Annotated in this window: 18 protein-coding genes; 11 read left to right on the top strand and 7 right to left on the bottom strand. The window is 69.8% G+C overall.

What is annotated here, in order from left to right; genetic code table 11:
* Positions 1-27: 27 nt before the first annotated feature.
* The 3 genes from ACZIYR_RS17315 to ACZIYR_RS17305 form a co-directional block, all read right to left on the bottom strand.
* On the bottom strand, positions 28-417 hold the full coding sequence (locus ACZIYR_RS17315) for a hypothetical protein (RefSeq protein WP_473031624.1): 390 nt from the start codon (positions 415-417) through the stop codon (positions 28-30).
* Positions 418-519: 102 nt separating this feature from the next.
* Positions 520-828 (bottom strand): AzlD family protein, encoded by a 309-nt coding sequence (locus ACZIYR_RS17310; RefSeq protein WP_483527530.1) that lies wholly within the window; start codon positions 826-828, stop codon positions 520-522.
* Positions 825-1,541 carry an AzlC family ABC transporter permease gene (locus ACZIYR_RS17305; protein WP_473031622.1) on the bottom strand — a complete coding sequence of 239 codons (717 nt, stop codon included), beginning with the start codon at positions 1,539-1,541 and terminating at the stop codon, positions 825-827. The genes ACZIYR_RS17310 and ACZIYR_RS17305 overlap by 4 nt, the downstream gene beginning before the upstream one ends.
* A 307-nt stretch (positions 1,542-1,848) precedes the next feature.
* Between ACZIYR_RS17305 and ACZIYR_RS17300 the strand changes: the two genes are divergently transcribed.
* From ACZIYR_RS17300 to ACZIYR_RS17290, 3 genes are all read left to right on the top strand, one after another.
* On the top strand, positions 1,849-2,022 hold the full coding sequence (locus ACZIYR_RS17300; RefSeq protein ID WP_473031621.1) for a hypothetical protein: 174 nt from the start codon (positions 1,849-1,851) through the stop codon (positions 2,020-2,022).
* Between the two features lie 34 nt (positions 2,023-2,056).
* Positions 2,057-3,004 (top strand): cobyrinic acid a,c-diamide synthase, encoded by a 948-nt coding sequence (locus tag ACZIYR_RS17295; RefSeq protein ID WP_473031620.1) that lies wholly within the window; start codon positions 2,057-2,059, stop codon positions 3,002-3,004.
* Between the two features lie 86 nt (positions 3,005-3,090).
* Entirely contained in the window at positions 3,091-4,317 is a 1,227-nt protein-coding gene (locus ACZIYR_RS17290) for a toxic anion resistance protein (RefSeq protein ID WP_483527529.1), read from the top strand.
* A 60-nt stretch (positions 4,318-4,377) separates the two neighbouring features.
* Here ACZIYR_RS17290 and ACZIYR_RS17285 read toward each other — a convergent pair whose 3' ends face one another.
* The gene (locus tag ACZIYR_RS17285) at positions 4,378-5,646 is read right to left on the bottom strand and encodes a GGDEF domain-containing protein (RefSeq protein ID WP_483527528.1); all 1,269 of its coding nucleotides are present in this window, start codon (positions 5,644-5,646) and stop codon (positions 4,378-4,380) included.
* Complete coding sequence (locus tag ACZIYR_RS17280) at positions 5,643-7,049, bottom strand: substrate-binding periplasmic protein (protein ID WP_473031617.1); 1,407 nt, start codon at positions 7,047-7,049, stop codon at positions 5,643-5,645. Before ACZIYR_RS17280 ends, ACZIYR_RS17285 begins: the two co-directional genes overlap by 4 nt.
* A 223-nt stretch (positions 7,050-7,272) precedes the next feature.
* On the opposite strand from ACZIYR_RS17280, the gene ACZIYR_RS17275 reads away from it, so the two are divergent.
* From ACZIYR_RS17275 to ACZIYR_RS17265, 3 genes are all read left to right on the top strand, one after another.
* On the top strand, positions 7,273-8,577 hold the full coding sequence (locus ACZIYR_RS17275; protein WP_483527527.1) for an ATP-grasp domain-containing protein: 1,305 nt from the start codon (positions 7,273-7,275) through the stop codon (positions 8,575-8,577).
* A 22-nt stretch (positions 8,578-8,599) separates the two neighbouring features.
* Positions 8,600-10,642: a CocE/NonD family hydrolase gene (locus ACZIYR_RS17270; protein ID WP_473031614.1), complete on the top strand. Its 2,043-nt coding sequence runs from the start codon at positions 8,600-8,602 to the stop codon at positions 10,640-10,642.
* A gap of 83 nt (positions 10,643-10,725) precedes the next feature.
* Positions 10,726-12,102: an MFS transporter gene (locus ACZIYR_RS17265; RefSeq protein ID WP_473034937.1), complete on the top strand. Its 1,377-nt coding sequence runs from the start codon at positions 10,726-10,728 to the stop codon at positions 12,100-12,102.
* A 67-nt stretch (positions 12,103-12,169) separates the two neighbouring features.
* Here the strand turns inward: ACZIYR_RS17265 and ACZIYR_RS17260 are convergent, their stop codons facing one another.
* On the bottom strand, positions 12,170-13,396 hold the full coding sequence (locus ACZIYR_RS17260; protein WP_483527526.1) for an E22 family MetX-like putative esterase: 1,227 nt from the start codon (positions 13,394-13,396) through the stop codon (positions 12,170-12,172).
* 125 nt (positions 13,397-13,521) lie between these two features.
* On the opposite strand from ACZIYR_RS17260, the gene ACZIYR_RS17255 reads away from it, so the two are divergent.
* Genes ACZIYR_RS17255 through ACZIYR_RS17235 form a run of 5 tightly spaced genes read left to right on the top strand, consistent with a single transcriptional unit; the run spans position 13,522 to position 20,144 of the window.
* Positions 13,522-14,049 carry a retropepsin-like aspartic protease family protein gene (locus ACZIYR_RS17255; RefSeq protein WP_473031612.1) on the top strand — a complete coding sequence of 176 codons (528 nt, stop codon included), beginning with the start codon at positions 13,522-13,524 and terminating at the stop codon, positions 14,047-14,049.
* 12 nt (positions 14,050-14,061) lie between these two features.
* Positions 14,062-15,060, top strand: coding sequence for a YihY/virulence factor BrkB family protein (locus ACZIYR_RS17250; RefSeq protein WP_483527525.1), 999 nt, complete (start codon positions 14,062-14,064; stop codon positions 15,058-15,060).
* A gap of 1 nt (position 15,061) precedes the next feature.
* The gene (locus ACZIYR_RS17245) at positions 15,062-16,126 is read left to right on the top strand and encodes an NAD(P)H-dependent flavin oxidoreductase (RefSeq protein ID WP_483527524.1); all 1,065 of its coding nucleotides are present in this window, start codon (positions 15,062-15,064) and stop codon (positions 16,124-16,126) included.
* A 12-nt stretch (positions 16,127-16,138) separates the two neighbouring features.
* Positions 16,139-17,863 (top strand): VRR-NUC domain-containing protein, encoded by a 1,725-nt coding sequence (locus ACZIYR_RS17240; RefSeq protein WP_483527523.1) that lies wholly within the window; start codon positions 16,139-16,141, stop codon positions 17,861-17,863.
* On the top strand, positions 17,856-20,144 hold the full coding sequence (locus ACZIYR_RS17235) for an ATP-dependent DNA helicase (RefSeq protein ID WP_483527522.1): 2,289 nt from the start codon (positions 17,856-17,858) through the stop codon (positions 20,142-20,144). The genes ACZIYR_RS17240 and ACZIYR_RS17235 overlap by 8 nt, the downstream gene beginning before the upstream one ends.
* 7 nt (positions 20,145-20,151) lie before the next feature.
* Here the strand turns inward: ACZIYR_RS17235 and ACZIYR_RS17230 are convergent, their stop codons facing one another.
* Positions 20,152-21,969 (bottom strand): monovalent cation:proton antiporter-2 (CPA2) family protein, encoded by a 1,818-nt coding sequence (locus ACZIYR_RS17230; protein WP_483527521.1) that lies wholly within the window; start codon positions 21,967-21,969, stop codon positions 20,152-20,154.
* Positions 21,970-22,013: the final 44 nt, after the last annotated feature.

Genomic DNA, 22,013 nt, shown 5'->3' with positions numbered 1-22,013 from the left:
CTCTTGTTGGCCCGCCGCCCTGGCGGGTCATTTTTTTGCCGGGTCGTCGGATTTCACCTCGTAGTCGCCCTCCAGCACCTGCTGGTCGCGAAACTCGCCTTGACTATGACGGGCCTCCCTGGAACGGGCCTCCCGATAGTGAACCCCGCCACCGACGTCCTCGGCCTGCTCGGCGCGCAGCCGTTCGAGGCGCTTTTTCATGCGATAGCGGACGATGGGCAGCATCGCCCAGCCGAGCAGCAGGAAGAACAGCCCCAGCACGGTGCCGATGATCAACATGATGCCGAACAGCAGCCAGGTCAGGACCAGTTTCAGTCCGCCGAGGCCGCCGGAGGGGTGTGTCTGGCGGGCGCGCTCCCGCCACTGCTGGGCGGCGTGCCAGGCGGGATTGCGGCGGGGGTCATGGGGGTCGGTCATGGACGTCTCCAGCGAGAGAAGGGTGCGCCTGGGCCGGGGTGGCCTAACGAATGGCTGGCCCTTGGAGGGCGCTGCGACGGAAATGTTCCAGTCGTCGTCAGGCTACCATAGCCGCCATAGCGCTGCGGTAAGGATGCCGGTGAGGATGGCCGGCAGCGGTTTGCGGGTAGCCAGCATCACGCCGAGGGTAGCCACCAGCGCCAGGCGGGCGCCCCAGTCGCCCTGCACCGCCATGGGCGTGATCACCGCCACCAGAACCGACCCGGCCATGGCGTTGATGAAGCGCTCGATCCTTGGGCCGATGGGCAGGCGCGACATGATGAAGACGCCGCCGCTGCGGGTCAGGTAGGTGACCAGGGCCATGATCACCAGGGCGGCTAGGGAGCCGGTAAGCGTTGCCGGCAGGCTCATGGTTGCCTCTCCCGGTCTCCCGGCAGCAGCAGGCCCACCAGCCCGCCGGCCAGGGCGCCGACGATCACATGCGCATGCGGCGGCAGCCAGGCCATGGCCGCCAGGGCAGCGAGTGCCGCTGCCGCCCAGGGCAGCAGCATGCCGAGGTCGCGCTGTCCGCCCACCAGCATGGCCAGCAGGAAGCAGCCCATGATCACGTCGAGCCCGAAGCGTTCGGGATCCTCGATGCCGCTGCCGAACGCCACGCCCAGCAGGGTGCCCAGCACCCAGGCCAGCCACAGGGCGAGGCCGCCGCCCACCAGCATGCCGACATTGGTGGCGCCGTTGCGGTAGTCGGCGGCGGCCATGGCCCAGTTGGAGTCGCTCATCACCGCCACGCTGGCGTAGCGCTGGCCGCTGGGCAGATGGGCCAGCCAGGGTTGGATGGCCGCGCCCATCAGCAGGTGGCGGGCGTTGATGGCGAAGGTGATGGCGATCAGCGGCAGCAGCGGGATCTGTGGTCCCCACAGCTCCAGCGCGGCGAACTGCGAGGCGCCGGCGAACACCAGGGCGCTCATCAGTACCGCCTCCAGGCCGGAGAGGCCCCGGGACAGGGCGGCCACGCCGAAGGCCAATCCGAACACGATCACGAACAGGCTCAGCGGCGCCATGCGGCGAATGCCGAGCAGGGTCCCGGCCAGATCCAGCTGAGCCCCGCAAGCGGGCCGCGTCATGATGGCCACGCCCGCCGGGCAATAAGGCGGGCAGCCGGAGCGTGGGCGGCCCGGTCGCTGCGGCGGGGTGCCGACAGCGGCGGCGCGGTGAGGGGCCTGTCGAGGCGTGGAAGCATGGTGGCGTCCGGTCGGGAAAAATGATTAGCCTGCTGGGTTTCCATAGCATCGGGCCAATGCTGTCGGGATGCAATCCCCGCGGCGGTATTCCCGCGTCCTGTCGTGGCCTGGGCCCGCCCCTGCGGCAATGGTAGTCAGCGGGGGCCGCACGTCGTAAGCTCAGGGGAAACGGTGAAATCGGACTTCCACCATGGGGCTCATCGGCTCGAGACGCGGCCTGCGCCGCGGCGCAACGCGACGGCGCAAGTCGCGGCGTCCCGCCAAAGGAGATTTCGACCGCTGGCTCGACCGCGCGGTGGATGTGGCCGTCATCACCGCGCTGCTGGTGGGAGCGCTGGCGCTGGCGTTGAGCCTGCTGCTGTGAGCGGCTCATCGAATGGTAACGGATAGCGAGGCCTATGCTGGGATTCCTGCAGGGATTTGCCTATGGACTCTTTCTGACCTGCGTGCCCTGGTGCCTGCTGGGGCTGGCGAATCCGCGGCTGGCGGTGCCCACCGAGCGTCCCGGCCGCCTGCAGGTGATCTTCCGCTACTGCCTGGCGATCCCCTTTCTCAGCATGCTGCTGTGGCTGACCTCGCTGTGGGGTGGCTTTGGCCCCAGCCTGGCGGGGTGGCTGGCGGGTCTGGTGGCGATCGCCGTGGCCCTGCCCGTGGAGCGGCGCTGGTATCGCTGGCGGGAGTGGCGGCATCGCCGGCGGCTCGAGGCACGGCTCGAGGAGGAGGCGAGGCGCCGCCGCGCCGCGCAGGAGCGCGAAGCGCGCGAAACTGGGGTAGCGGTGCTCGATCCGGCCAACCCGCCGGTAGAGGCCGATGACCTGGTGCTGGCCCTGTGCCGGGCCAAGCAGGCGCTGCTCGACGTGCGCCGTCCCGATCTGGCGATCCAGGCCGACCGCCTCTATAGCCGCTACGGCCATGTCATGGAAGTGTTGGAAGGGCGCTTCGACCGCAGCGAGCTGGCCTTCGAGCGTTCACGCACCCTGGTCACCGAGGTGTGTCTCGGGGCGGTGGACAACCTCACCTCCATGGCTTCCCAGGCCCGCGGCGTGGTGGGACTTGACGGCGACTTCGTGCGGCGCCGGCTGGAGCGTGAGGGCGAACGGCTCACCGTCGAGGAGCGCATTGCCCTGAAGCGGCGCCTGGAGCTGATTGAAGGCACCGAGCGTCGCCTGCGCCATCTCGCCGCCCGCAACGAGTCGGCCCTGACCCTGCTCGACGACACGGCGGTGGCCATGGCGCGAATCGAGACCGGGCGGCCGCAGGCGTCGGTGGCCACCGACCAGGCGCTCGAGGAGCTGCGCCGCTTCATCGGCCGCGCCGAGCGCTATGGCCGCAGCGGCCAGCGTTAGGCTATGTCTGAAACGTCGACGAGCGATGGTATCTAGCTGCCTCGGGCTGCTAGCTTTCAGGTAGGACCCAGGGGGATGAGAGACTTATGAACCAGCACTCCGAGAACGGCTCCCGGCTGTCGCTGCCGCCGGTGGAGGAGATTGCCCGCGAGCTGGTCGAGACGACCCCCGAGGACGACGAGCCGGTCAGCGACGACCCGGAGCTTGCGGCCATGGCCGAGGCCTTCGCCGAGGAGGTGCTGGCCGGGGCCGAGGATGCCGACACCCTGGCGCAGCAGCGCCGCGCGGTCGACGAAATGGGGCTCGAGCTCCAGCAGCAGGCGGCCCACCAGAGCGCCATGCTGCAGACGCCGCTGCGCAAGCTGGCGCACCACGGCGACGACGGCGGGCCGGTGGCCCAGGCGCTGGTCGACCTGCGCGGCAAGATGCAGGCGCTGGACCCGCGCCAGCACCGGCTGTCGACGGGGCGGCTCGACCGGGTGTTGGCCAGGATCCCCGGCGCCGGCAGCCGTCTGCAGCGCTACTTCCGCAAGTTCGAGAATGCCCAGCAGGCGCTGGACGCGATCATCGCCGACCTGGAGGCCGGGCGGGACATGCTGCATCGCGACAACCTGACCCTGGGGGATGATCAGGAGGCGCTGCGCGAGATTCTCGCCAGGCTGCAGCGCCAGATCGCCCTGGGGCGCCTGATCGACCGCCGGCTGCAGCAGGTCGCCGCAGGGCTCGACGAGGACAGCGACCGGCGCCGCTTCATCGAGGAGGAGCTGCTCTTCCCGCTGCGTCAGCGCATCGTCGACCTGCAGCAGCAGGTGGCGGTCAGCCAGCAGGGGGTGCTGGCGCTGGAGGTGATTATCCGCAACAACCGCGAGCTGATGCGCGGCGTGGATCGGGCCATCCACGTGACCGTCTCGGCCCTGACCGTGGCCATCGCCGTGGCCCTGGCGCTGGCCAACCAGCGGCTGGTGCTCGACCGGGTGGAGTCCCTCAACGCCACCACCTCGGAGATGATCGCCGGCACCGCCAAGGCGCTGCGCCACCAGGGGGTGGAGATTCAGACCCGTGCCTCCTCGGCGCTGCTCGACATGCAGTCGCTGGAGGAGGCCTTCGGCGATGTCATGGCGGCCATCGACGATCTCTCCCGCTACCGCCAGGAGGCGCTGCCCCGGCTGGATGACCAGATCAGCCGCCTGGGGGCCCTGGCCCGGGAGGGCGGCGAGGCGATCGAGCGCCTGCAGCGGGGCAGTGACGTGCAGCCGGAAGAGACGCCGGGCGGTGGGGGTAAGGCGTCCGAGGGACGCGGCGACCGGCGCTGAGACTGACCACTCGGAGGCTCCCTGGCACCTTGCTTGCCGCCGCGATGGGGCGCTGTGGCGTCAGGCCTTGGAGGCGATCTGGTCGCGACCCCGGTGCTTCGCGCGATAGAGCTGCCGGTCGGCCTGCTCCAGCAGCGCCTCGCAGGTCATGCCGGCCTCGTCTGGCACGGCGCTGGCGACCCCCAGGCTGGCGGTGACCCGATCGTTACCCGGCGACCCGGTGTGGGGAATGGCCAGGGCCAGGATGGCCTCGCGAATGCGACGGGCGACCCGCCGGGCCCCCTCCAGATCGGTTTCCGGCAGCACGCAGACGAACTCCTCCCCGCCGTAGCGGGCAACCAGGTCGGTGCTGCGATTGACCGTTTCGCTCAGGGCGTTGGCCACGGCGCGCAGGGTGTCGTCGCCGCTTACGTGTCCGTAGCGGTCGTTGAAGTCCTTGAAGTTGTCGATGTCGATGAAAATCACCGACAGCGGCGTGCGAGTGCGCCTGGCTCGCTGCCAAGAGTCGATCAGGAAGCTGTCGAACCGGCGCCGATTGGCGATGCCGGTGAGACCATCCACCGTCGATATCTGGTGGAAGCGGTCGCGCTGATCCAGGCCGTGCTGGAAGGCCTTGAGCAGGTCGTCCAGGCTCTCCACCAGGTGGCCCAGCTCGTCATTGCTGTGGCCCTTGAGTCGGGGCTTGGGCCACTGGCCCGGCCGCTGCGGGTCGCTGGCCGCAATGGCGGCATGCACCTGCAGCAGCGGGCGGGTAATGACCCGGTGGAAGATGGCGACCACCAGGGCGGCAATGGCCAGCGCCTTGAGCACACCCAACGTGACGATCAACAGGCTGCGGTCGGCGAAGGCCTGGCCCAGGCTGCCCAGGGAGAGGGTCAGCTCGATCTCACCCACGGTCTCGGCAGGGCCCTCGTTCTCCAGCTCGTAGGTCAGGGTGCGCTGGTAGTGCAGGCTGTCGCCGAAAAGGGCCTGGGTGAGCCGGCCGGCGCTGCTCTGCTCGGGGCGCTCCCGAACCGCCATGGTGCGATCGAAGTCGTCGCGTATCTCCACCCGGGCGACGTGTTCGCCATCCAATAGGCCGTCGGCCACCTGGGCGGCCAGCTCCGGGTTGAGCTGGAAGGCGGCTTCTGCGGCGGTCCCCTGCACCAGGTCCATCAGGTAGCGTGTCTGACTCTGGACCTCCTGGCGCATGGTGCGGGCATCCGAGGCGAGCTCGACCCCTCCGGCAATGATGCTCAGCACCAGAGCGATCACCAGGGTCAGTGCCGCCTGCTTGGCGGTCAGGCTGCGCCGTCGCCGGCTGGCTTGTCGGGGTGGCTGCTTGCTCATGAGGCGGGCGCTTCCGAGGAAGGGGCGTCGCCGGGGGGCTGCGCAGCGGCCGGCCCGTCGTCGAGCCGGGATGCCAGGGCGGCTTGCAGGCGGGTAACGAAGCTGTCGGGGACCGACGGGTGGCAGGCGAGGTAGAGGTCCACCTCGCGGAACCGGAACTGGCGGTGCAGGGCGATCTCGGCGTCGTCGGCCAGGTGGCGGGCGGTCTCTTCACCGGTCACCCAGACATCGATCAGCCCCGCCTCGAGCCGCGCGATGTTCTCGTGCTCGGCGCTGGCCATTACCACCGGGATGCCTTGCTGGGCCACGAACTGCCCCACGGCGTCCTCGCGGAAACTGCCCACCCGCAGGTTCTCGAGGGCGTCCAGCGCGTCCAGTTCCAGGTCGCTTTCGGTCAGTGTGAAGGCCGACCAGTGACTGGTTGCCAGCGGCCCGATCCAGGTGAAGTGGGGCTCACGCTCTTCGGTGCGGGTGGTGGAGTAGACACAGTGGTTGTCGCGCAGCCGGGCCTCGGTGTAGGCGCGGGCCCAGGGGAGCAGGCGGAAGGTGGCCGACAACCCAGCATCCTCCAGGGCCTTGCGGAGCAGCTGCGTCGAGCGTCCATCGACCTCGCCGGCGGCGTTCAGGAAATTGAAGGGAGGGTACGCCTCGGTGTTGAACACCATGGTGCCACCCAGGAGCTTGCGCAGCTTCCCCTGCCGGCGCAGGGTATCCAGCGCCGACTGCATGCGTTCGACCAGCGCCGGGTCGGTGTCCTGGTGCAGGGCATAGTAGAGGTCGGACTCGCTGAGGTTGAGTACCGGCATGAAATCGGTGATCTGCAGGCCGTTCTCCTCCATCAGCCAGTAGGCCACGTCCTCGCTGTACGCCCACAGGTCGACCCGGCCGCGATCCAGCATGCGCAGGGCGCTGAGGTTGTTGATCGCCGGGCGCAGGCGCTCGGCGGGTACGCCGGCTTCCTGCAGGCGCTGGGCACCGATGTCCTCACGAATCACGGCGATGCGGTAGTCGCTGTCCAGCAGCGCCTCAGTATTCGCCAGCTGAATGCCGCTGTCGCGCCGCGCGATCAAGGACACCCGGTCGGTAGCGATGGGGCCAACCCATTGGAAGAGCGCTTCGCGCTTGGCGGTGCGGGTGGTGGAAAACAGCACCGTCTCCGGTTCGTTCAGCGCGGTATCGTAGCCGCGCGCCCACGGCAAGTAGCGAACATCATCCCGGGTCAGCGGGGTCTCGGTATGCGCGAAGATCTGCTCGAGTATCTCGATGGAGATGCCTTCCAGGCGCTCGTTACGCTGGAAGTTGTAAGGCGGGTACTCTTCGGTGATGAAGGTCAGTGCCTGCAGGTCCGCCAGGGTCGGAGCGGGCAGCAGGCAGCAGACAGCAAGCAGAAGCGATTTTTTCATGCCCGATCCTGGCCCCTTCATCCATACCGATTGGCAACCGAATCGCATGCCGGCAACCAAGTGCTTACAAATTAGCCGATGCCTTGCAGGCTGTCATCCACCGGCCGCCAACGCTCGCGCCCGGGTGGACTGACTGAGAATTCCCGCGCACCGCCGATGGGCTGGGCTATGCTGCTAGAGTTGGGCCTCGAGCCCCTTGTTACCCCGTCGGAGGGGAGCGGCCATGGCGATTTCCGGTAATGTCTTCGTGGTGGGGCTCAACGACGTCAATCGGGAGCGGCTCGCCCGGCTGCGCGGGGCCGAGGGGCTCTGCTTCCATGGGGTGATCGACCCCGAGCGGGTCTATGACACCGAAGTGTTCGATATCGCCGCCATGCTCGAGGAGGCCACGGACCAACTCGAGGCCTTCGAGGGCACCATCGATGCCATCGTCGGTTACATGGACTTCCCCGTCTCGACCATGCTGCCGATTCTCTGTGAGCGTTTCGGCACACGCACCCCCTCGCTGGAGAGCCTGCTCAAGTGCGAGCACAAGTTCTGGAGCCGGCGGGTCCAGCGGGAGGTGATCCCCGACTTCATTCCGGCCTTCACTGCCTTCGACCCCTTCGATGACCAGGCGCTGACGCAGATTGGCGAGGCGGGCCTCTACATCCCCTTCTTCATCAAGCCGATCAAGTCCTCCGGCTCGCGGCTGGGGTTTCTCATCGACAGCCCCGAGACCTTCTACCAGGCCATCGAGCAGCTGCGCGAGCAGATCGGCCTGATCGCCGACCCCTTCAACACGGTGCTGGAGCAGGCGCGCCTGCCCCCGAGCGTGGCCGGGGTGGATGGCGGCTTCTGTCTGGCCGAGGCGATCATCGGCGGCTGGCAGTGCACGCTAGAAGGCTATGTCTTCGAGGGCGAAGTGGTCAGCTACGGCATCGTCGATTCGCTGCGCTACCCCGGGGTGCTGAGCTTCTTCCACTACCGCTACCCCTCCGGGCTGCCCGACTACGTGCAGGCCAAGATGCGTGAGCTGACGCAGGCCGTCATGACCCATATCGGCTACGACAATGCCGCCTTCAACATCGAATACTTCTGGGATGAGGTACAGGAGCGCATCTGGCTGCTGGAGATCAACACCCGCATCTCCCAGTCCCACTGCGACCTCTTCGAAAAGGTCGACGGCGTCAGCCATCAGCAGGTCACCGTCGACCTGGCCTTGGGCCGTCGCCCTGACATGCCCTCGCGCCAGGGCGACTTCGCAATGGCCGCCAAGTTCTTCTATCGGGTGTTCTTCCGCGATGCCCGAGTGACCCGGGTGCCCACGGCCGAGGAGATCGCCGCCCTGGAGGCCGAATTCCCGGGCTGTGCCATCGAGCTGCAGGTGGCCGTGGGGCAGCGGCTGTCGAGCCTGCCTGAGCAGGACAGCTACAGCTTTGCCCTGGCCCATGTGTGGCTGGGCGCCGACGATGTGGAGCAGCTTCACGCGCGCTATGACAGCCTGGCCGTACGGCTGTTCTTCGAGTTCGATGACATCGAGGGATAGGGACAGGGATCAGGAGGGCCGTATGCGCATCATCGAGCAGTTTCCGCGGCGGGTCATGGAAGAGGAGACCTGGATCCCCCTGCCCGACGGCGCCCGACTGGCGGCGCGCATCTGGCGCCCGGTGGACGCCGAGCTGCATCCCGTGCCGGCGATTCTCGAATACCTGCCCTATCGCAAGCGCGACCTCACCGCCGAGCGCGATGTCCAGATGCACCCCTACTGGGCGGGGCACGGCTATGCCGGGGTGCGGGTCGACATTCGCGGCACCGGTGAGTCCGACGGGGTGCTCATCGATGAGTACCTGCCCCAGGAGCTCGAGGACGCCCTGGCGATCCTCGACTGGCTGGAGGCGCAGCCCTGGTGCAGCGGCGAGGTGGGCATGGTGGGCATCTCCTGGGGAGGCTTCAACGGCCTGCAGGTGGCGGCCCTGCGCCCGCCCCAGCTCAAGGCGGTGATCGCTCTCTGCTTCACCGACGACCGCTACGCCGACGACATTCACCATATGGGCGGCTGCCTGCTGGCCGACAACCTCTCCTGGGCCTCGACCATGTTCGACGGCAACGCCTGCCCGCCGGACCCCGAACTGGTGGGGGAGCGCTGGCGCGAGATGTGGCTCGAGCGCCTCGACGGTAGCGGTCTGTGGCTTACCACCTGGCTCGCCCACCAGCGCCGGGACGACTACTGGAAGCACGGCTCGGTGTGCGAGGACTATGCGCGGATCCAGTGTCCGGTCTATGCGGTCAGCGGCTGGGCCGACGGCTACTGCAACGCGGTGTTCCGGCTGCTGGCGGGCCTCGAGGTGCCGCGCAAGGGGCTGGTCGGCCCCTGGGCGCACAAGTATCCCCACCTGGGCGAGCCGGGGCCGGCCATCGGTTTCCTGCAGGAGGCGCTTCGCTGGTGGGATCGATGGCTCAAGGGCGTGGAGACCGGGATCATGGACGAGCCGATGCTGCGCCTGTGGATGCAGGCATCGGTGCCGCCTTCGGCGCGCTATGAGGAGCGGCCCGGGCGCTGGGTGGCCGAGCCCACCTGGCCCTCGCCCAACATTGTGCCAGCCTCACTGCGGCTTACGGTGGGCCATGACCTTGTGCCCGAGCATGAGCCTCGAGGCGAGAGGGAAGGCGACGAGGCGGCAAGCCTGGATATCCGCTCGCCGCTCTCGGTGGGCCTCTATGCCGGCAAGTGGTGCTCCTACAATGCGCCACCGGACCTGCCCCATGACCAGCGCGACGAGGATGGCGGCGCGCTGATCTTCCAGACCGCTCGTCTCGAGGCGCCGCTGGAGATCTGCGGCGCGCCGGAAGTCGAGCTCGAGCTTGCCGCCGACCAGCCGGTGGCCATGGTCGCCGTGCGCCTCTCCGATATCGCCGCCGACGACAAGGCCACGCGGGTCTCCTATGGACTGCTCAACCTGACCCATCGCGACAGCGACGAGTTTCCCCAGCCGTTGGCGCCGGGCCAGCGCTATCGGGTGCGGGTCAGGCTCAAGCATATCGCCCAGCAGTTCCCCGCCGGCCATGCCATTCGCCTGGCGCTCTCCACCAGCTACTGGCCGCTGGCCTGGCCGGCCCCGCAGCCGGTTCGGCTGACGGTGTGGCCGGCCGAGAGCCGGCTGCAGCTGCCGCTGCGCGAGCCGCGGCCGGCAGAAGAAGCGGCGCTGCCTTGCTTTGCCGAGCCGGAAGGGGCGCCGCCGCTGGCCAAGACGCTGCTGCAGCCCACCCAGGAGGCCTGGCGGGTGATCCGCGACCTGGCCAACGACGAGACCACCCTGGAAGTGATCCACGACGAGGGGTGCTACCGGCTCGATGACATCGACCTGACCATTGCCGCCAAGGTCACCGAGCGCTACCGCTATGCCTACGGCAGCTACGATAGCGTGAGCGGCTGGACCGAGTGGGAGCGCAGCTTCCAGCGCGGGGACTGGGCGGTACACACCCTGACCCGTACGCTGCTGACCAGCGACGCCGAGCAGTTCCGGATTCGCGCTACCCTGGACGCCTGGGAGGGCGAGACCCGGATCTTCGCCCGCACCTGGGACGAGACGATTCCCCGGGATCTGGTCTGAGCGGCGTACCTCGATGGTGCGGTATCGCGGGGACCTGCTAGGCTGGCCACACCGATGACCACAGGGATGCGATCATGAGCGTGATGAGCGACGCGACGCCGCGGCGGCAGCGAGCCTCCAAGAAGGAGGTCGTCGGCTGGGCGATGTTCGACTTCGCCAACCAGGCCTATACGCTGCTGATCATTACGGTGGTGTTCGGCGAGCTGTTCACCACGGTGATCGTCGGCGACCGTGACGACGGCTATCGGCTGGCCAACCTGCTGTGGAGCCTGGCGCTGGCGGTGAGCTACCTGCTGGTGGTGCTGACCGCGCCGCTCTACGGGGCGGTGATGGACTACCAGGCGTCCAAGAAGCGCTTCCTGTTCGCCAGCTACCTGGCCACCGTGGCAACCACCGCCATGCTCTACTTCGTGGCGCCGGGCTATGTGGTGCTGGGCCTGTTGCTGATCGTGGTCTCCAACTACGCCTACTCCCTGGGGGAGTCCTTCATCGCCGCCTTCCTGCCCGACCTGGGGCCGCCCGAGGACATGGGCAAGATCTCCGGCTTCGGCTGGGCGCTGGGCTACGTGGGCGGGCTCTTCGCCGCCGGTTTCACGCTGCTGGTGCTGGGCGAGGCCACTGCCGAGAACTTCGAGCGCATCCGCTGGGTGGGCCCCTTCGCGGCCGCCTTCTTCCTGGTCACCGCCATTCCCACCTTTCTGTGGGTCAGGGAGCGCGGCACCCCTCAGCCCCCCGGCAAGCCCTACCACCGCATCGCCTGGGAGAGGATCGCCACGACCTTCCATGAGCTGCGCCGTTTCCGGGATCTCGGCATCTTCCTGGTCTCGCTGCTCTTCTCCATGGCCGGGATCTACATCATCATCGCCTTCGCCTTCATTTACGGCGCCCAGGTGATCGGCTGGGACGAGTCGATCCGCAATATCATGTTCATCATCGTGCAGATCACCGCGGCGGCCGGCGCCCTGGGTTTCGGCTTCCTCCAGGATCGCATCGGCACCAAGATCACCTACCTGCTGACCCTGACGCTGTGGGTGGTGGCGATCCTGGCCATCTGGGCCACGCCGGAGGTGACCGCCTTCCTCAATGCCCGCCTGGGGTTGGACTGGGAGGCTCAGCACCTCTTCCTGTTCGTCGGCTGCCTGGCCGGGCTCAGCCTCGGCTCCAGCCAGTCGGCCAGCCGCGCCCTGGTGGGGCTCTTCTCGCCGACGCGCAAGGCCGCCGAGTTCTTCGGTTTCTGGGGGCTGGCCAACAAGCTCGCCGGAGTGTTCGGCATCATTGGCCTGGGGCTGCTGCAGTCGGTGGTGGGTCTGCAGGCGTCGATCCTGCTCTGCGCGGCGCTGTTCATCGCCGCCATCCTGATCTGCCTGTTCGTGAATCAGGCCCGCGGGCAGCGGGCGGCAGAGGAGTGGGAGCGCTGCGACCGGGCGGCGCGCCGTGGCCCGGCGGAAGCGGCGCCGTGACGCCGGTGCGTGCTACCTGCTACCGGCGCCTCTCCGGGAGCGGCAGCCGCCGCCCCCGGCGGGGTGATCACTCGCGCAGGAAGCGGGCGAGCGCCTCCCCGGCCTGGTCGATGGCGACCACGCCGTCGAGGTGGCCGCGGTTGCCGGTGAGCGGAACTAGCTCCACCGAGGCGCCGCCGTCGGCGATCAGTTCGGCGGTGCGGCGCACGCTCTGGGGGGCGAAGACCAGGTCATCCTCGCTGTAGAGCATCAGGGTGGGGGCGTCGATGGCGTCGAGCCCCGCTTCGAGGCTCTCGCCGTGGCCGGCCACGAAGGCCTGATTGGCCTGGACCAGGTAGAGCAGGTGGTTGGCATCGGCCACTTCGGCCCGGGCGGCGGCGATGTCGTCGAGGGTCTGCTCGATGGCGTAGCGGGCGTGGATATCCCGGGCCGGGTCGGCGTCCTCATCGGCCCAGCTGCGGTCGAAGGCCTCGTTGGCCCACTGCCAGTGGTTGGCGTTGAGGGTGACCAGCTTGAGCGCCTCGCGCAGGCCGTCCAGGGGCGGTTCGCCCGCATAGTAGTCGCCGTCGTTCCAGTTGGCGTCGAGGCGAATCGGTGCCGCCCAGGCGCTCAGGGTAGCCAGCAGCCAGGGGTCGGCCTCGCCGGCGCCGATCACCGGAATCAGCCGCTCGACCCGCTCAGGGTAGCGGCTGGCCCACTCGAAGGCTTGCAGTGCACCCATGGAAGCGCCCATCACCGCGTGCAGCTGCTCGATGCCCTGGCTCTCCAGCAGCGCCTTCTGGACGTCGACGAAGTCGCCAATGGTCACCACCGGGAACTCCAGGCCCCAGGGCTCCCCCGTCTCCGGGTTGAGCGTCGCCGGCCCGGTGGTGGTGACATTCGGGTCGTGGGCATTGAGATTGACCAGGGTATCCGAGGCGATGATGTAGTAGTCGTCGGTGTCCAGCGGCTTGCCCGGCCCGATGATGGCGTCCCAGTAGCCGGCGGGACCCTCCTCCTCATAGCGCCCCGCCGCCTGGCTGGTGCCGGAGAAGAAGTGGGTGATCAGGATGGCGTTGTCCTTCGCCTCGTTGAGGGTGCCGTAGGCCTCCCAGCCTACCCGCACCGGGGCGATGGTCTCGCCGCCGCGGGTGGTGTATTCATCGAGCTCGAAGACCTGCTTCTCCACCAGGTCGTCTCCGGCCAGGGCGCCGCTGCCGCCCAGCAGCAGCGCGCCGCCCAGGCAGAGGGCGGCACCGCTCGGCAGGGAATGATGACGTCCATGAGGGGTCGAACGTAGGCGCATGTCGTGCATGTGGCTATCCTTGTTATTGTCGACGTGAGGGTTGTGCTTGCAGACGGTCTTCAGTACAGACAGGGCGCGAATATGTGTCAATGCTCAATCAGCATGTGACAATGCCATGGCGGCGGGAGGGCTTCATGCACGATGACGACAGGGCGGTGCGGCGAACCGGGCTCGGCATGATGCTGCTGTTCTGGCTGCTGTTCATCGCCGCCGGCTCCTGGTGGTTCCACGGCTTTCTCGACGACCAGCGCAATCCCAATGCCCACCTGGTCAACGCCGTGGGCGGCGAAGGGGAGCCCATCGTGCTGGAGCGCAGCCGTTCCGGGCACTTCATGGCCACCGGACGCATCAACGGCGAGCCGGTGGAGTTTTTGCTCGACACCGGGGCCACCTACGTGGCCGTACCCAGCGCCATGGCCGAGCGGCTGGGGCTGGAGCGCACCGGCTCGGCCTGGTTCAATACCGCCAACGGTCGGGTACGCGGCGATCTGACCCGCCTCGATGAGGTCAGCCTCGGCGGCTTCGCGGCGGCTGACGTACGCGGCTCGATCAGCCCCGGCCTGGAGGGCGACGTGGCGCTGATGGGCATGAGCTTTCTCAACCGTTTCGATATCGAGATTCGCGACGCCCGCATGGTGCTGCGTCCCGCCGAGACCCGTTGACGAGAGGCGCCCATGGACGATGACGCGCGCGGCCGCCGCGCCGAGCGGCCGCGTCAGATATCCCCCGGCGGCTGGTTCGACATCCTCTGGCGCGTCAAGCAGGAGCTGACCGACGACCGCGTCGGCATTCTGGCCGCCGGCATCGCCTTCTATGCGCTGCTGGCGTTGTTTCCTGCCATCGCGGCGATTCTCTCGCTGTGGGCGCTGGTCCTCGACCCCCAGCAGCTGGCCTACCAGATCGGCGAGCTATCCCGGGTGCTGCCGGCCGATGCGGCGCGACTGATCGAGGAGCAGGCCCACGAGATCAGCGCCCATACCGATACCGGCCTCAGCCTGACCGCGCTGGGGAGCCTGGCGGTTGCGATGTTCGTGGCCTCCAAGGGGGTGCGCGGGCTGCTGGTGGCGCTCAACCTGGTCTATGGCGAGGGTGAGCAGCGCGGCCTGCTGCGCCGCACCCTGGTGGTGGCGGCGCTGACCCTGGGCCTCATACTATCGACTCTGGTGACCATCGTCTTCGTGGCCGGCTTTCCGCTGGTGATCGGCATGCTCGGCCTGGACAGCCGGCTGGCCACCCTGATCGGCCTGCTGCGCTGGCCCATGCTGCTGGTGGTGATGATGGGCGTCATTGCCGTGCTCTACCGTTTTGGTCCCTATCGTCGCCAGCCCCGCTGGGAGTGGGTGCGGGTCGGCACCGTCACCGCCACCCTGCTGTGGCTGCTGGGGTCCGGCGGTTTGTCGCTGTATGTCGGCCAGGTGGCCAACATGAGTGAGCTCTACGGCTCCCTGGGCGCGGTGGTGGTGCTGATGCTGTGGTTCTGGCTATCGGCCTTCGTCGTCTTGCTGGGGGCGGAAATCAACGGTGAAATGGAGCGCCAGACCCGTCGCGATACCACCGTGGGTGAGCCGCGACCGCTGGGCGAGCGCGGTGCCGTGGTGGCCGATACCCTGGGGCGTCGCCACCCCTGGCGGCGCCGAGACGCGTCCTCCGATTCATCCGATCCAGGAGAGTGACATGAACCCGATGCGCCAGCTGGGCATCGAGCTGCCCATCTTCCAGGCGCCCATGGCGGGCGCTCAGGGAGCAGATCTGGCCGTGGCGGTGTCCGAGGCCGGGGGCCTTGGCGCGCTGCCCGGTGCCATGCTCGGCCCCGAGGCGCTGGCCGCCGAGTTGGCCGGCATTCGCGACCGTACGACCAGGCCGATCAACGTCAATTTTTTCTGCCATACCCCGCCCACCCCGGATGCCGTTCGCCAGGCCCACTGGCATCAGGCGCTCTCGCCCTACTATGGCGAGTTCGGTCTGGATATCGAAGCCGTGCCGGCCGGCGCCGGGCGCCGGCCCTTCGATCATGACGCCTGCGATGCCCTCGAGTCCTTCCGCCCCGAGGTGGTGAGCTTCCACTTCGGGCTGCCGGCGCCGGCGCTGCTCGAGCGGGTCAAGGCCTGGGGCGCGCTGGTGCTCTCCTCGGCCACCACGGTGGAGGAGGCGCGCTGGCTCGAGGCCCATGGCGCCGACGCCATCATCGCCCAGGGGCTGGAGGCGGGCGGCCATCGCGGCATGTTCCTCAGCGACGATCTCACCACCCAGGTCGGCAGCCTGGCGCTGCTGCCCCAGGTCAAGGCGGCGGTGGGGCTGCCGGTGATCGCCGCCGGGGGCATCGCCGACGCCCGCGGGGTGGCCGCGGCGCTGGCGCTGGGCGCCGACGCCGTGCAGGTGGGCACCGCTTTCCTGTGCTGCCCCGAGGCCACCACCTCGGCGATCCATCGCCGCGCGCTGATGAGCGAGGCGGCCCGCCATACCGCCCTGACCAACCTCTACAGCGGTCGACCGGCCCGCGGGATTGTCACCCGGCTGATGCGCGAGCTGGGCCCGCTGAGCGCCGAGGCGCCCGCCTTTCCCCTGGCCACCGCCGCCATCGGGCCGCTGCGCGCCGCCGCCGAGGCCCAGGGCAGCGGCGACTTCTCGCCGCTGTGGGCGGGACAGAATGCCAGCGCCTGCCGCGAGATGCCCGCCGCGGAGGTGGTGCGCGAGCTGGCCGCCGGACTGGGGGCCCTGACGGGCGTTGGGCTCGCCTGATACCATGGATGCATGAACAGTATGCCTGCCGGTGCGCCGGTCGCCGCCTCCCTGGACGATCCCTTCTACTACCTGGCGAACTTCGAGTACCTGCTGGGCTGGGTGGCCGAGCGCCACGGCGACCTGCTCAGCGATGCGGAGCACGGCTTCCTCGCCGCCTTTGGCGAGCTGCCCCGGGCCTCCCGGGCGCTGCTGGTGCGCATGGTGATGCGCCGGGGCGAGCACTTCCGCACCGCCCGGCTCGCCTACGCCGAGATCGGCGATACCGCCGCGGCCCTGGCGCCCCTGATCGACACCGGTTTCGTCGAGCCCGACCCCGAGCTGTCCCTGGAGACGCTGTTTGCTCAGCTGCGGCTGGCCGAGCTGCGTCGGGCCTTCGCCGCCCAGGCGGCCGCGGAGGGCCTGGGCCGGGCCACCAAGGCCGCGCTGCAAGAGGCCCTGGCGCCGCGCTTTCTCGAGGCGCGCCGGTTCGCGGCCTGGTGGCCCGAAGGGCCTGCCGGCGAGCGCATCGTGCGCCTGACCGTGATGGCCACCTGCGACCGGCTGCGGCTGATGTTCTTCGGCAACCTGCGCCAGGACTGGGCCGAGTTCGTGCTGGCCGAGCTGGGCCTGCAGCGCTTCGAACGGGTCGCCTTCACCGCCGACTCCCGCGCCTTTCAGCGGCGTGAGGAGGTCGACGCCTATCTGGCCCTGCACCGCCTGCGCGAGCGGCTGGAGGCCGGCGAACCCGTCGCGGCGCTTGCGGAGGCGCTGCCCGCGGTGCCTGAGGACAACGCCTGGCTGGTGACGCGGCGCAACCGGCTGCGCTATCGGCTGGGGCGGGAGGCCGAGCGCGGCGGCGAGACCGAAACGGCGCTGTCGCTCTATCTGGCCGGCGGCTGGGGGCCGGGTGGGGAGGGGGAGGCGCGGATCCGTGGCCTGCGCCTGCTCGAGCGCCTGGGCGAGCATCGGCGGGCCCTGACCCTGGCCGATCGGCTGGCCGCCCAGCCGGTCGACGACAGCGAGACCCAGGCGCTGGCCCGCCTGCGGCCGCGGCTGTGTCGACGGCTGGGCTTGGCGCCGCCGGCGACGCCGGCCGACCCCGAGCTCGAGCGCTGGACGCTGTGTCTTTCGCCGGGGGCGGAGGGCGTCGAGCTCGCCGTGCGCGATCATCTGCACCGCGCCGATGCGCCGGTGCACTACGTGGAGAACGCCCTGCTCACTGGCCTGTTCGGGCTGCTCTGCTGGGAGGCGCTCTACGCGCCGCTGCCCGGCGCCTTCTTCCACCCCTTCCACAGCGGGCCGGCGGACCTCTATCGGGAGGATTTCGTGGCCCGCCGCCGGGAGCGTTTCGCGGCCTGCCTGGCGCGCCTCGACGACGGCCGCCACCGGGAGGCGATCCGCGCCACCTGGCGTGCGAAGCACGGCATCGCCTCGCCCTTCGTGCACTGGGAGCGTCTAGACGCGGCCCTGCTCGACCAGGCCCTGGCCTGCCTGCCCCCCGAGCACCTGCGCGCCTGCTGCGAGCGGCTGCTGGGCGACCTCAGGGCCAACCGCGCCGGCCTGCCCGACCTGATCCAGTTCCTGCCCGAGGCGCCACCGGGGCAGCCCCGCTACCGGCTGATCGAGGTGAAGGGCCCCGGCGACCGCCTGCAGGATAACCAGCGCCGCTGGCTGGCCTTCTTCCATGCCCAAGGGATTCCGGCGGCGGTGTGCCATGTGCGCTGGCAGGCGCCCGCGGGGGCCGGCCATGGCTGAGGCCGCAGGCCATCGGGTGACGGTCCGGGCGCTGTGCGACTTCACCGCGCGCCAGGGGGATCTCGATCATCGCTTCACCCCCTCGCCCAGCGCCCGGGAGGGCATCGCCGGCCATGCGCGGGTGGTCGAAGGGCGCGGCCCGGGCTACCAGGCGGAGCTGCCGCTCTCGGGCGCCGTCGGCGAGCTGGTGGTCAGCGGCCGGGCCGACGGCTATGACCCGGCGGCCAACTGCCTCGAGGAGATCAAGACCCACCGCGGCAGTCTGGCGCGCATGCCGGCCAACCAGCGGGCCCTGCACTGGGCCCAGCTGCGGGTCTACGGGGCCCTGCTGTGCGCCGAGCGGGGCCTCGAGTCCCTGAGCCTGGCGCTGGTCTATCTGGATATTGCCGATGGCGGCGAGACGCGCCTGACCGAGACGGCCTCGGCGGATGAGCTGCAGGCGTTCTTCGCCGCCCAGTGCCGACGCTTCCTGGCCTGGGCCGAGCGGGAGGCCGCCCACCGCCGGCGCCGCGACGCCGCCCTGCGCCGGCTCGCCTTCCCCCACGCGATATTTCGCCCCGGACAGCGCGAGCTGGCCGAAGGGGTCTACAAGGCCGCGGCCACCGGGCGCTGCCTGCTGACCCAGGCCCCGACCGGCATCGGCAAGACCCTGGGCACCCTGTTTCCTCTGCTTGTCGCCGTCCCGCGTCACGGGATCGACCGCGTCGCCTTCCTGACCATGAAGACCCCGGGGCGGCGGCTGGCGCTGGACGCCCTGACGGCCCTGGGCGCTGCCCCGGCGGCCGGCGAAACCGCCGAGCGCCTGCCGCTGCGAGTGCTGGAGCTCGTCGCTCGGGACAAGGCCTGCGAGCACCCCGACAGGGCCTGCCACGGCGAGGCCTGCCCGCTGGCGGCAGGCTTCTACGACCGGCTGCCGGCGGCGCGTCGGGCGGCGGTCGACCGGGGCTGGCTCGACCGCGCCGCGCTGCGCGAGGTGGCTCTGGCCCACGCGGTCTGCCCCTACTACCTGGGCCAGGAGCTGGCGCGCTGGTGCGACCTGAGCGTGGGCGACGTCAACCACTGGTTCGATGCCACGGCGCTGCTCCACGGCCTGGCCCAGGCCGACGGCTGGCGCTGTGGGCTGCTGGTGGACGAGGCCCACAACCTGGTGGCTCGGGCGCGGGGCATGTACAGCGCCGAGCTCGACCAGCAGCGTCTCAATCGCCTGCGGCGCAGGGCGCCGCCAGCGCTCTCCCGGCCCCTGGGACGCGTGGCGCGCCACTGGCAGGCGCTGGTGCGGGAAACCTTCGAGTCGGCGCCGGACGCCGACTATCGGCTGCTCGAGGGGCTGCCCGACGGGCTCCTTGCGGCGCTGCAGCAGGCCAGCCGCGCCGTCCTCGACTATCTGGCCGAGCCGCCCGGCGGGGTGGATGCGACGCTGCAGGAGTGGCTGTTCGAGGCGCTGGCCTTTACCCGGCTGGCGGAGTCCTTCGGTGACCACTCGCTGTGCGATCTCCGTCGTCATGGGCGCGGCCGGGCGGTGCTGGGGCTGCGCAACCTGGTGCCGGCGGACTTTCTGACGCCGCGCTTCGCGGCGGCCCACTGCGCGGTCCTGTTCTCGGCGACCCTGACCCCGGGGGAGTACCACCGGGACCTGCTGGGCCTTCCCGCGGGGACCGCCCGGCAGCAGGTCGCCTCGCCCTTCGCCGCCGAGCAGCTCGAGGTGCGGGTGCGCGGCGACATCTCCACCCGGCTGCGCGACCGCGAGGCCTCAAGGGCGCCTATCGTCGCCGCCATGGCCGAGCAGTATCGTCGTCGGCCGGGGCACTACCTGGCCTTCTTCAGCAGCTTCGCCTATCTGGAGGCCGTGCTCGCCCGCTTCCGCGAGGCCCAGCCGGACATTCCGGTCTGGGCGCAGCGGCGCGGCATGAGCGAGCCCGAACGCGAGGCCTTCCTGGCGCGCTTCGCCCCGGGCGGGGTGGGTATCGGCTTCGCGGTGCTGGGCGGGGCCTTCGCCGAGGGCGTCGACCTGCCCGGCGAGCGGCTGATCGGCGCCTTCGTGGCTACCCTGGGGCTGCCGCCCTTCGACCCCTTCAACGAGGCGCTCAAGGCGCGGCTCGAGGCCCGCTTCGGTCGCGGCGACGACTACGCCTACCGGGTGCCCGGGCTGATCAAGGTGGTGCAGGCCGCCGGCCGGGTGATTCGCGGGCCCGAGGATAGGGGGGTAGTGCAGCTGCTGGACGACCGTTTCGCCCGCCGCGAGGTACAGGCGGGGCTGCCCGACTGGTGGCGCATTCCCTGAAGCGACCTCAGCGTCGACGTTCCGGCACCTCGTCCACCCGCGTGGCGATATCCTCGTCCGCCTCGTAGAGCGCCTCCAGCTCCCGGGCCGCCTCCTGAATGGTCTGAATCAGCTTCTTCTCGTTGCCGAACACCGCGAGCTGGCGCAGCAGCGCCTGCTCGTCGTGGTCACGGAAGGTGTCGATGGTGTGCTGGGCCTGCTCGCGGGGGATGCCCAGGCCGTTGAGGGCCTCGCGGGTCAGCTCCAGGCTGGCGGGCAGCAGCTCGCGCACGATGTCGGTGACCCCGGCCCGCATCAGCAGGTGGGCGTGGTAGCGATTGCGCGCCCGGGCATAGAGCCTGAGGTGCGGGAAGCGTCGCTTGACCTGCTCGACGATGCGCATCGAGGCCTCGGGGTCGCCCACCGCTACCACCAGGACGCGGGCCTTGTCGGCTCCGGCGGCGGTGAGCAGGTCGATGCGCGAGGCGTCGCCGAAATAGACCTTGTTGCCGTAGCGGCGCACGAACTCCACCTGGTCGGCGTTGATGTCGAGGATGGTGTAGGGGATCTTCAGCCCCTGCAGGGCGCGCCCCATGATCTGCCCGAAGCGGCCGAAGCCGGCGATGATGATCTGCGGCGCTTCATCGCTGGGGCGGTCGTAGGCGCGCTTCGGGCGCGAGGCGACGAACAGCCGGCGCAGGCCGTGCACGTGCAGCTGGAAGAGCAGCGGCGTGGTCGCCATGGAGAGCGAGATGACCAGGATCAGCAGGCTGACCAGGGCCTGGTCCAGCAGGGCCGCGGCCGCGGCGGCGGAGAGCAGCACGAAGCCGAACTCGCCGCCCTGGGAGAGCAGCACGCCGAGGTTGGCCGTCTCCTTCCAGCTGCTGCGGTAGAGGCGGGCGGCCAGCGCCACCGAGAGCGCCTTGAGCAGTACCAGGCCCAGGGTCAGGCCGATCACGGTCAGGGGTATCTCCGCCAGCAGGCCGATCTCGGCCATCATGCCCACGGCCATGAAGAACAGCCCCAGCAGCAGGCCGCGAAACGGCTCGATGTCCGCCTCGATGCTGTGGCGATACTCGGAGTCGGCGAGCAGCACCCCGGCGATGAAGGCGCCCAGGGCCATGGAGAGGCCGGCCAGCTCCATCAGCAGGGCGGCGCCGATCACCACCATCAGGGCGGTGCCGGCGAACACCTCGCGGCTACCGGTTGCGGCGGCGTAGTGGAAAAGCGGCCGCAGCAGGTAGCGCCCGCCGATAATCAGCCCGGCGAAGGCGCCGGCGGCGAAGGCCACCTCCCGCAGCAGCGGGGCCGCCCCGTTGGCCAGCAGGCTGTCGGCGGCGAGCAGCGGAATGATCGCCAGCACCGGGATCGCCGCCAGGTCCTGGAACAGCAGCAGGGCGAAGGCGTGACGGCCGTGGCGAGTCTGCAGCTCCTTGCGCTCGCCGAGCAGGTGCAGCACCAGCGGCGTGGAGCAGAGCCCCAGGCTGAAGCCCACCACCAGGGCCGCGGCCGGCGGCAGGCCCAGCCACCAGGCGGCCACGGCCAGTACGCTGCTGGTGACGGCGACCTGCAGGCTGCCGAAGCCGAAGACCGCCTTGCGCATCACCTTCAGCCGCGAGGGCTTGAGCTCCAGGCCGATCACGAACAGCAAAAAGACGATGCCCACCTGGGCGAACTGCAGCACGCCCTCGGCATCCGGCACCAGGGCCAGCACTGAGGGACCGATCACCACGCCGGCGGCCAGATAGCCCAGCACCTCGCCGAGGCCCAGGCGCTTGAATAGCGGCACGATGAGCACCGCGGCGGCGAGAAAGATCAGCGCGTTGAGCAGCAGTCCGCTGGCCAATGAAGGCACCTCCAAGTTGGCGGGGGAGAGAGCATTCTACCCGA

It is taken from the genome of Billgrantia sp. NRB1 (assembly GCF_056921725.1).
The sequence above is the reverse complement of the archived record's forward strand: the minus strand, read 5'-3'. Positions and strand labels throughout refer to the sequence as shown.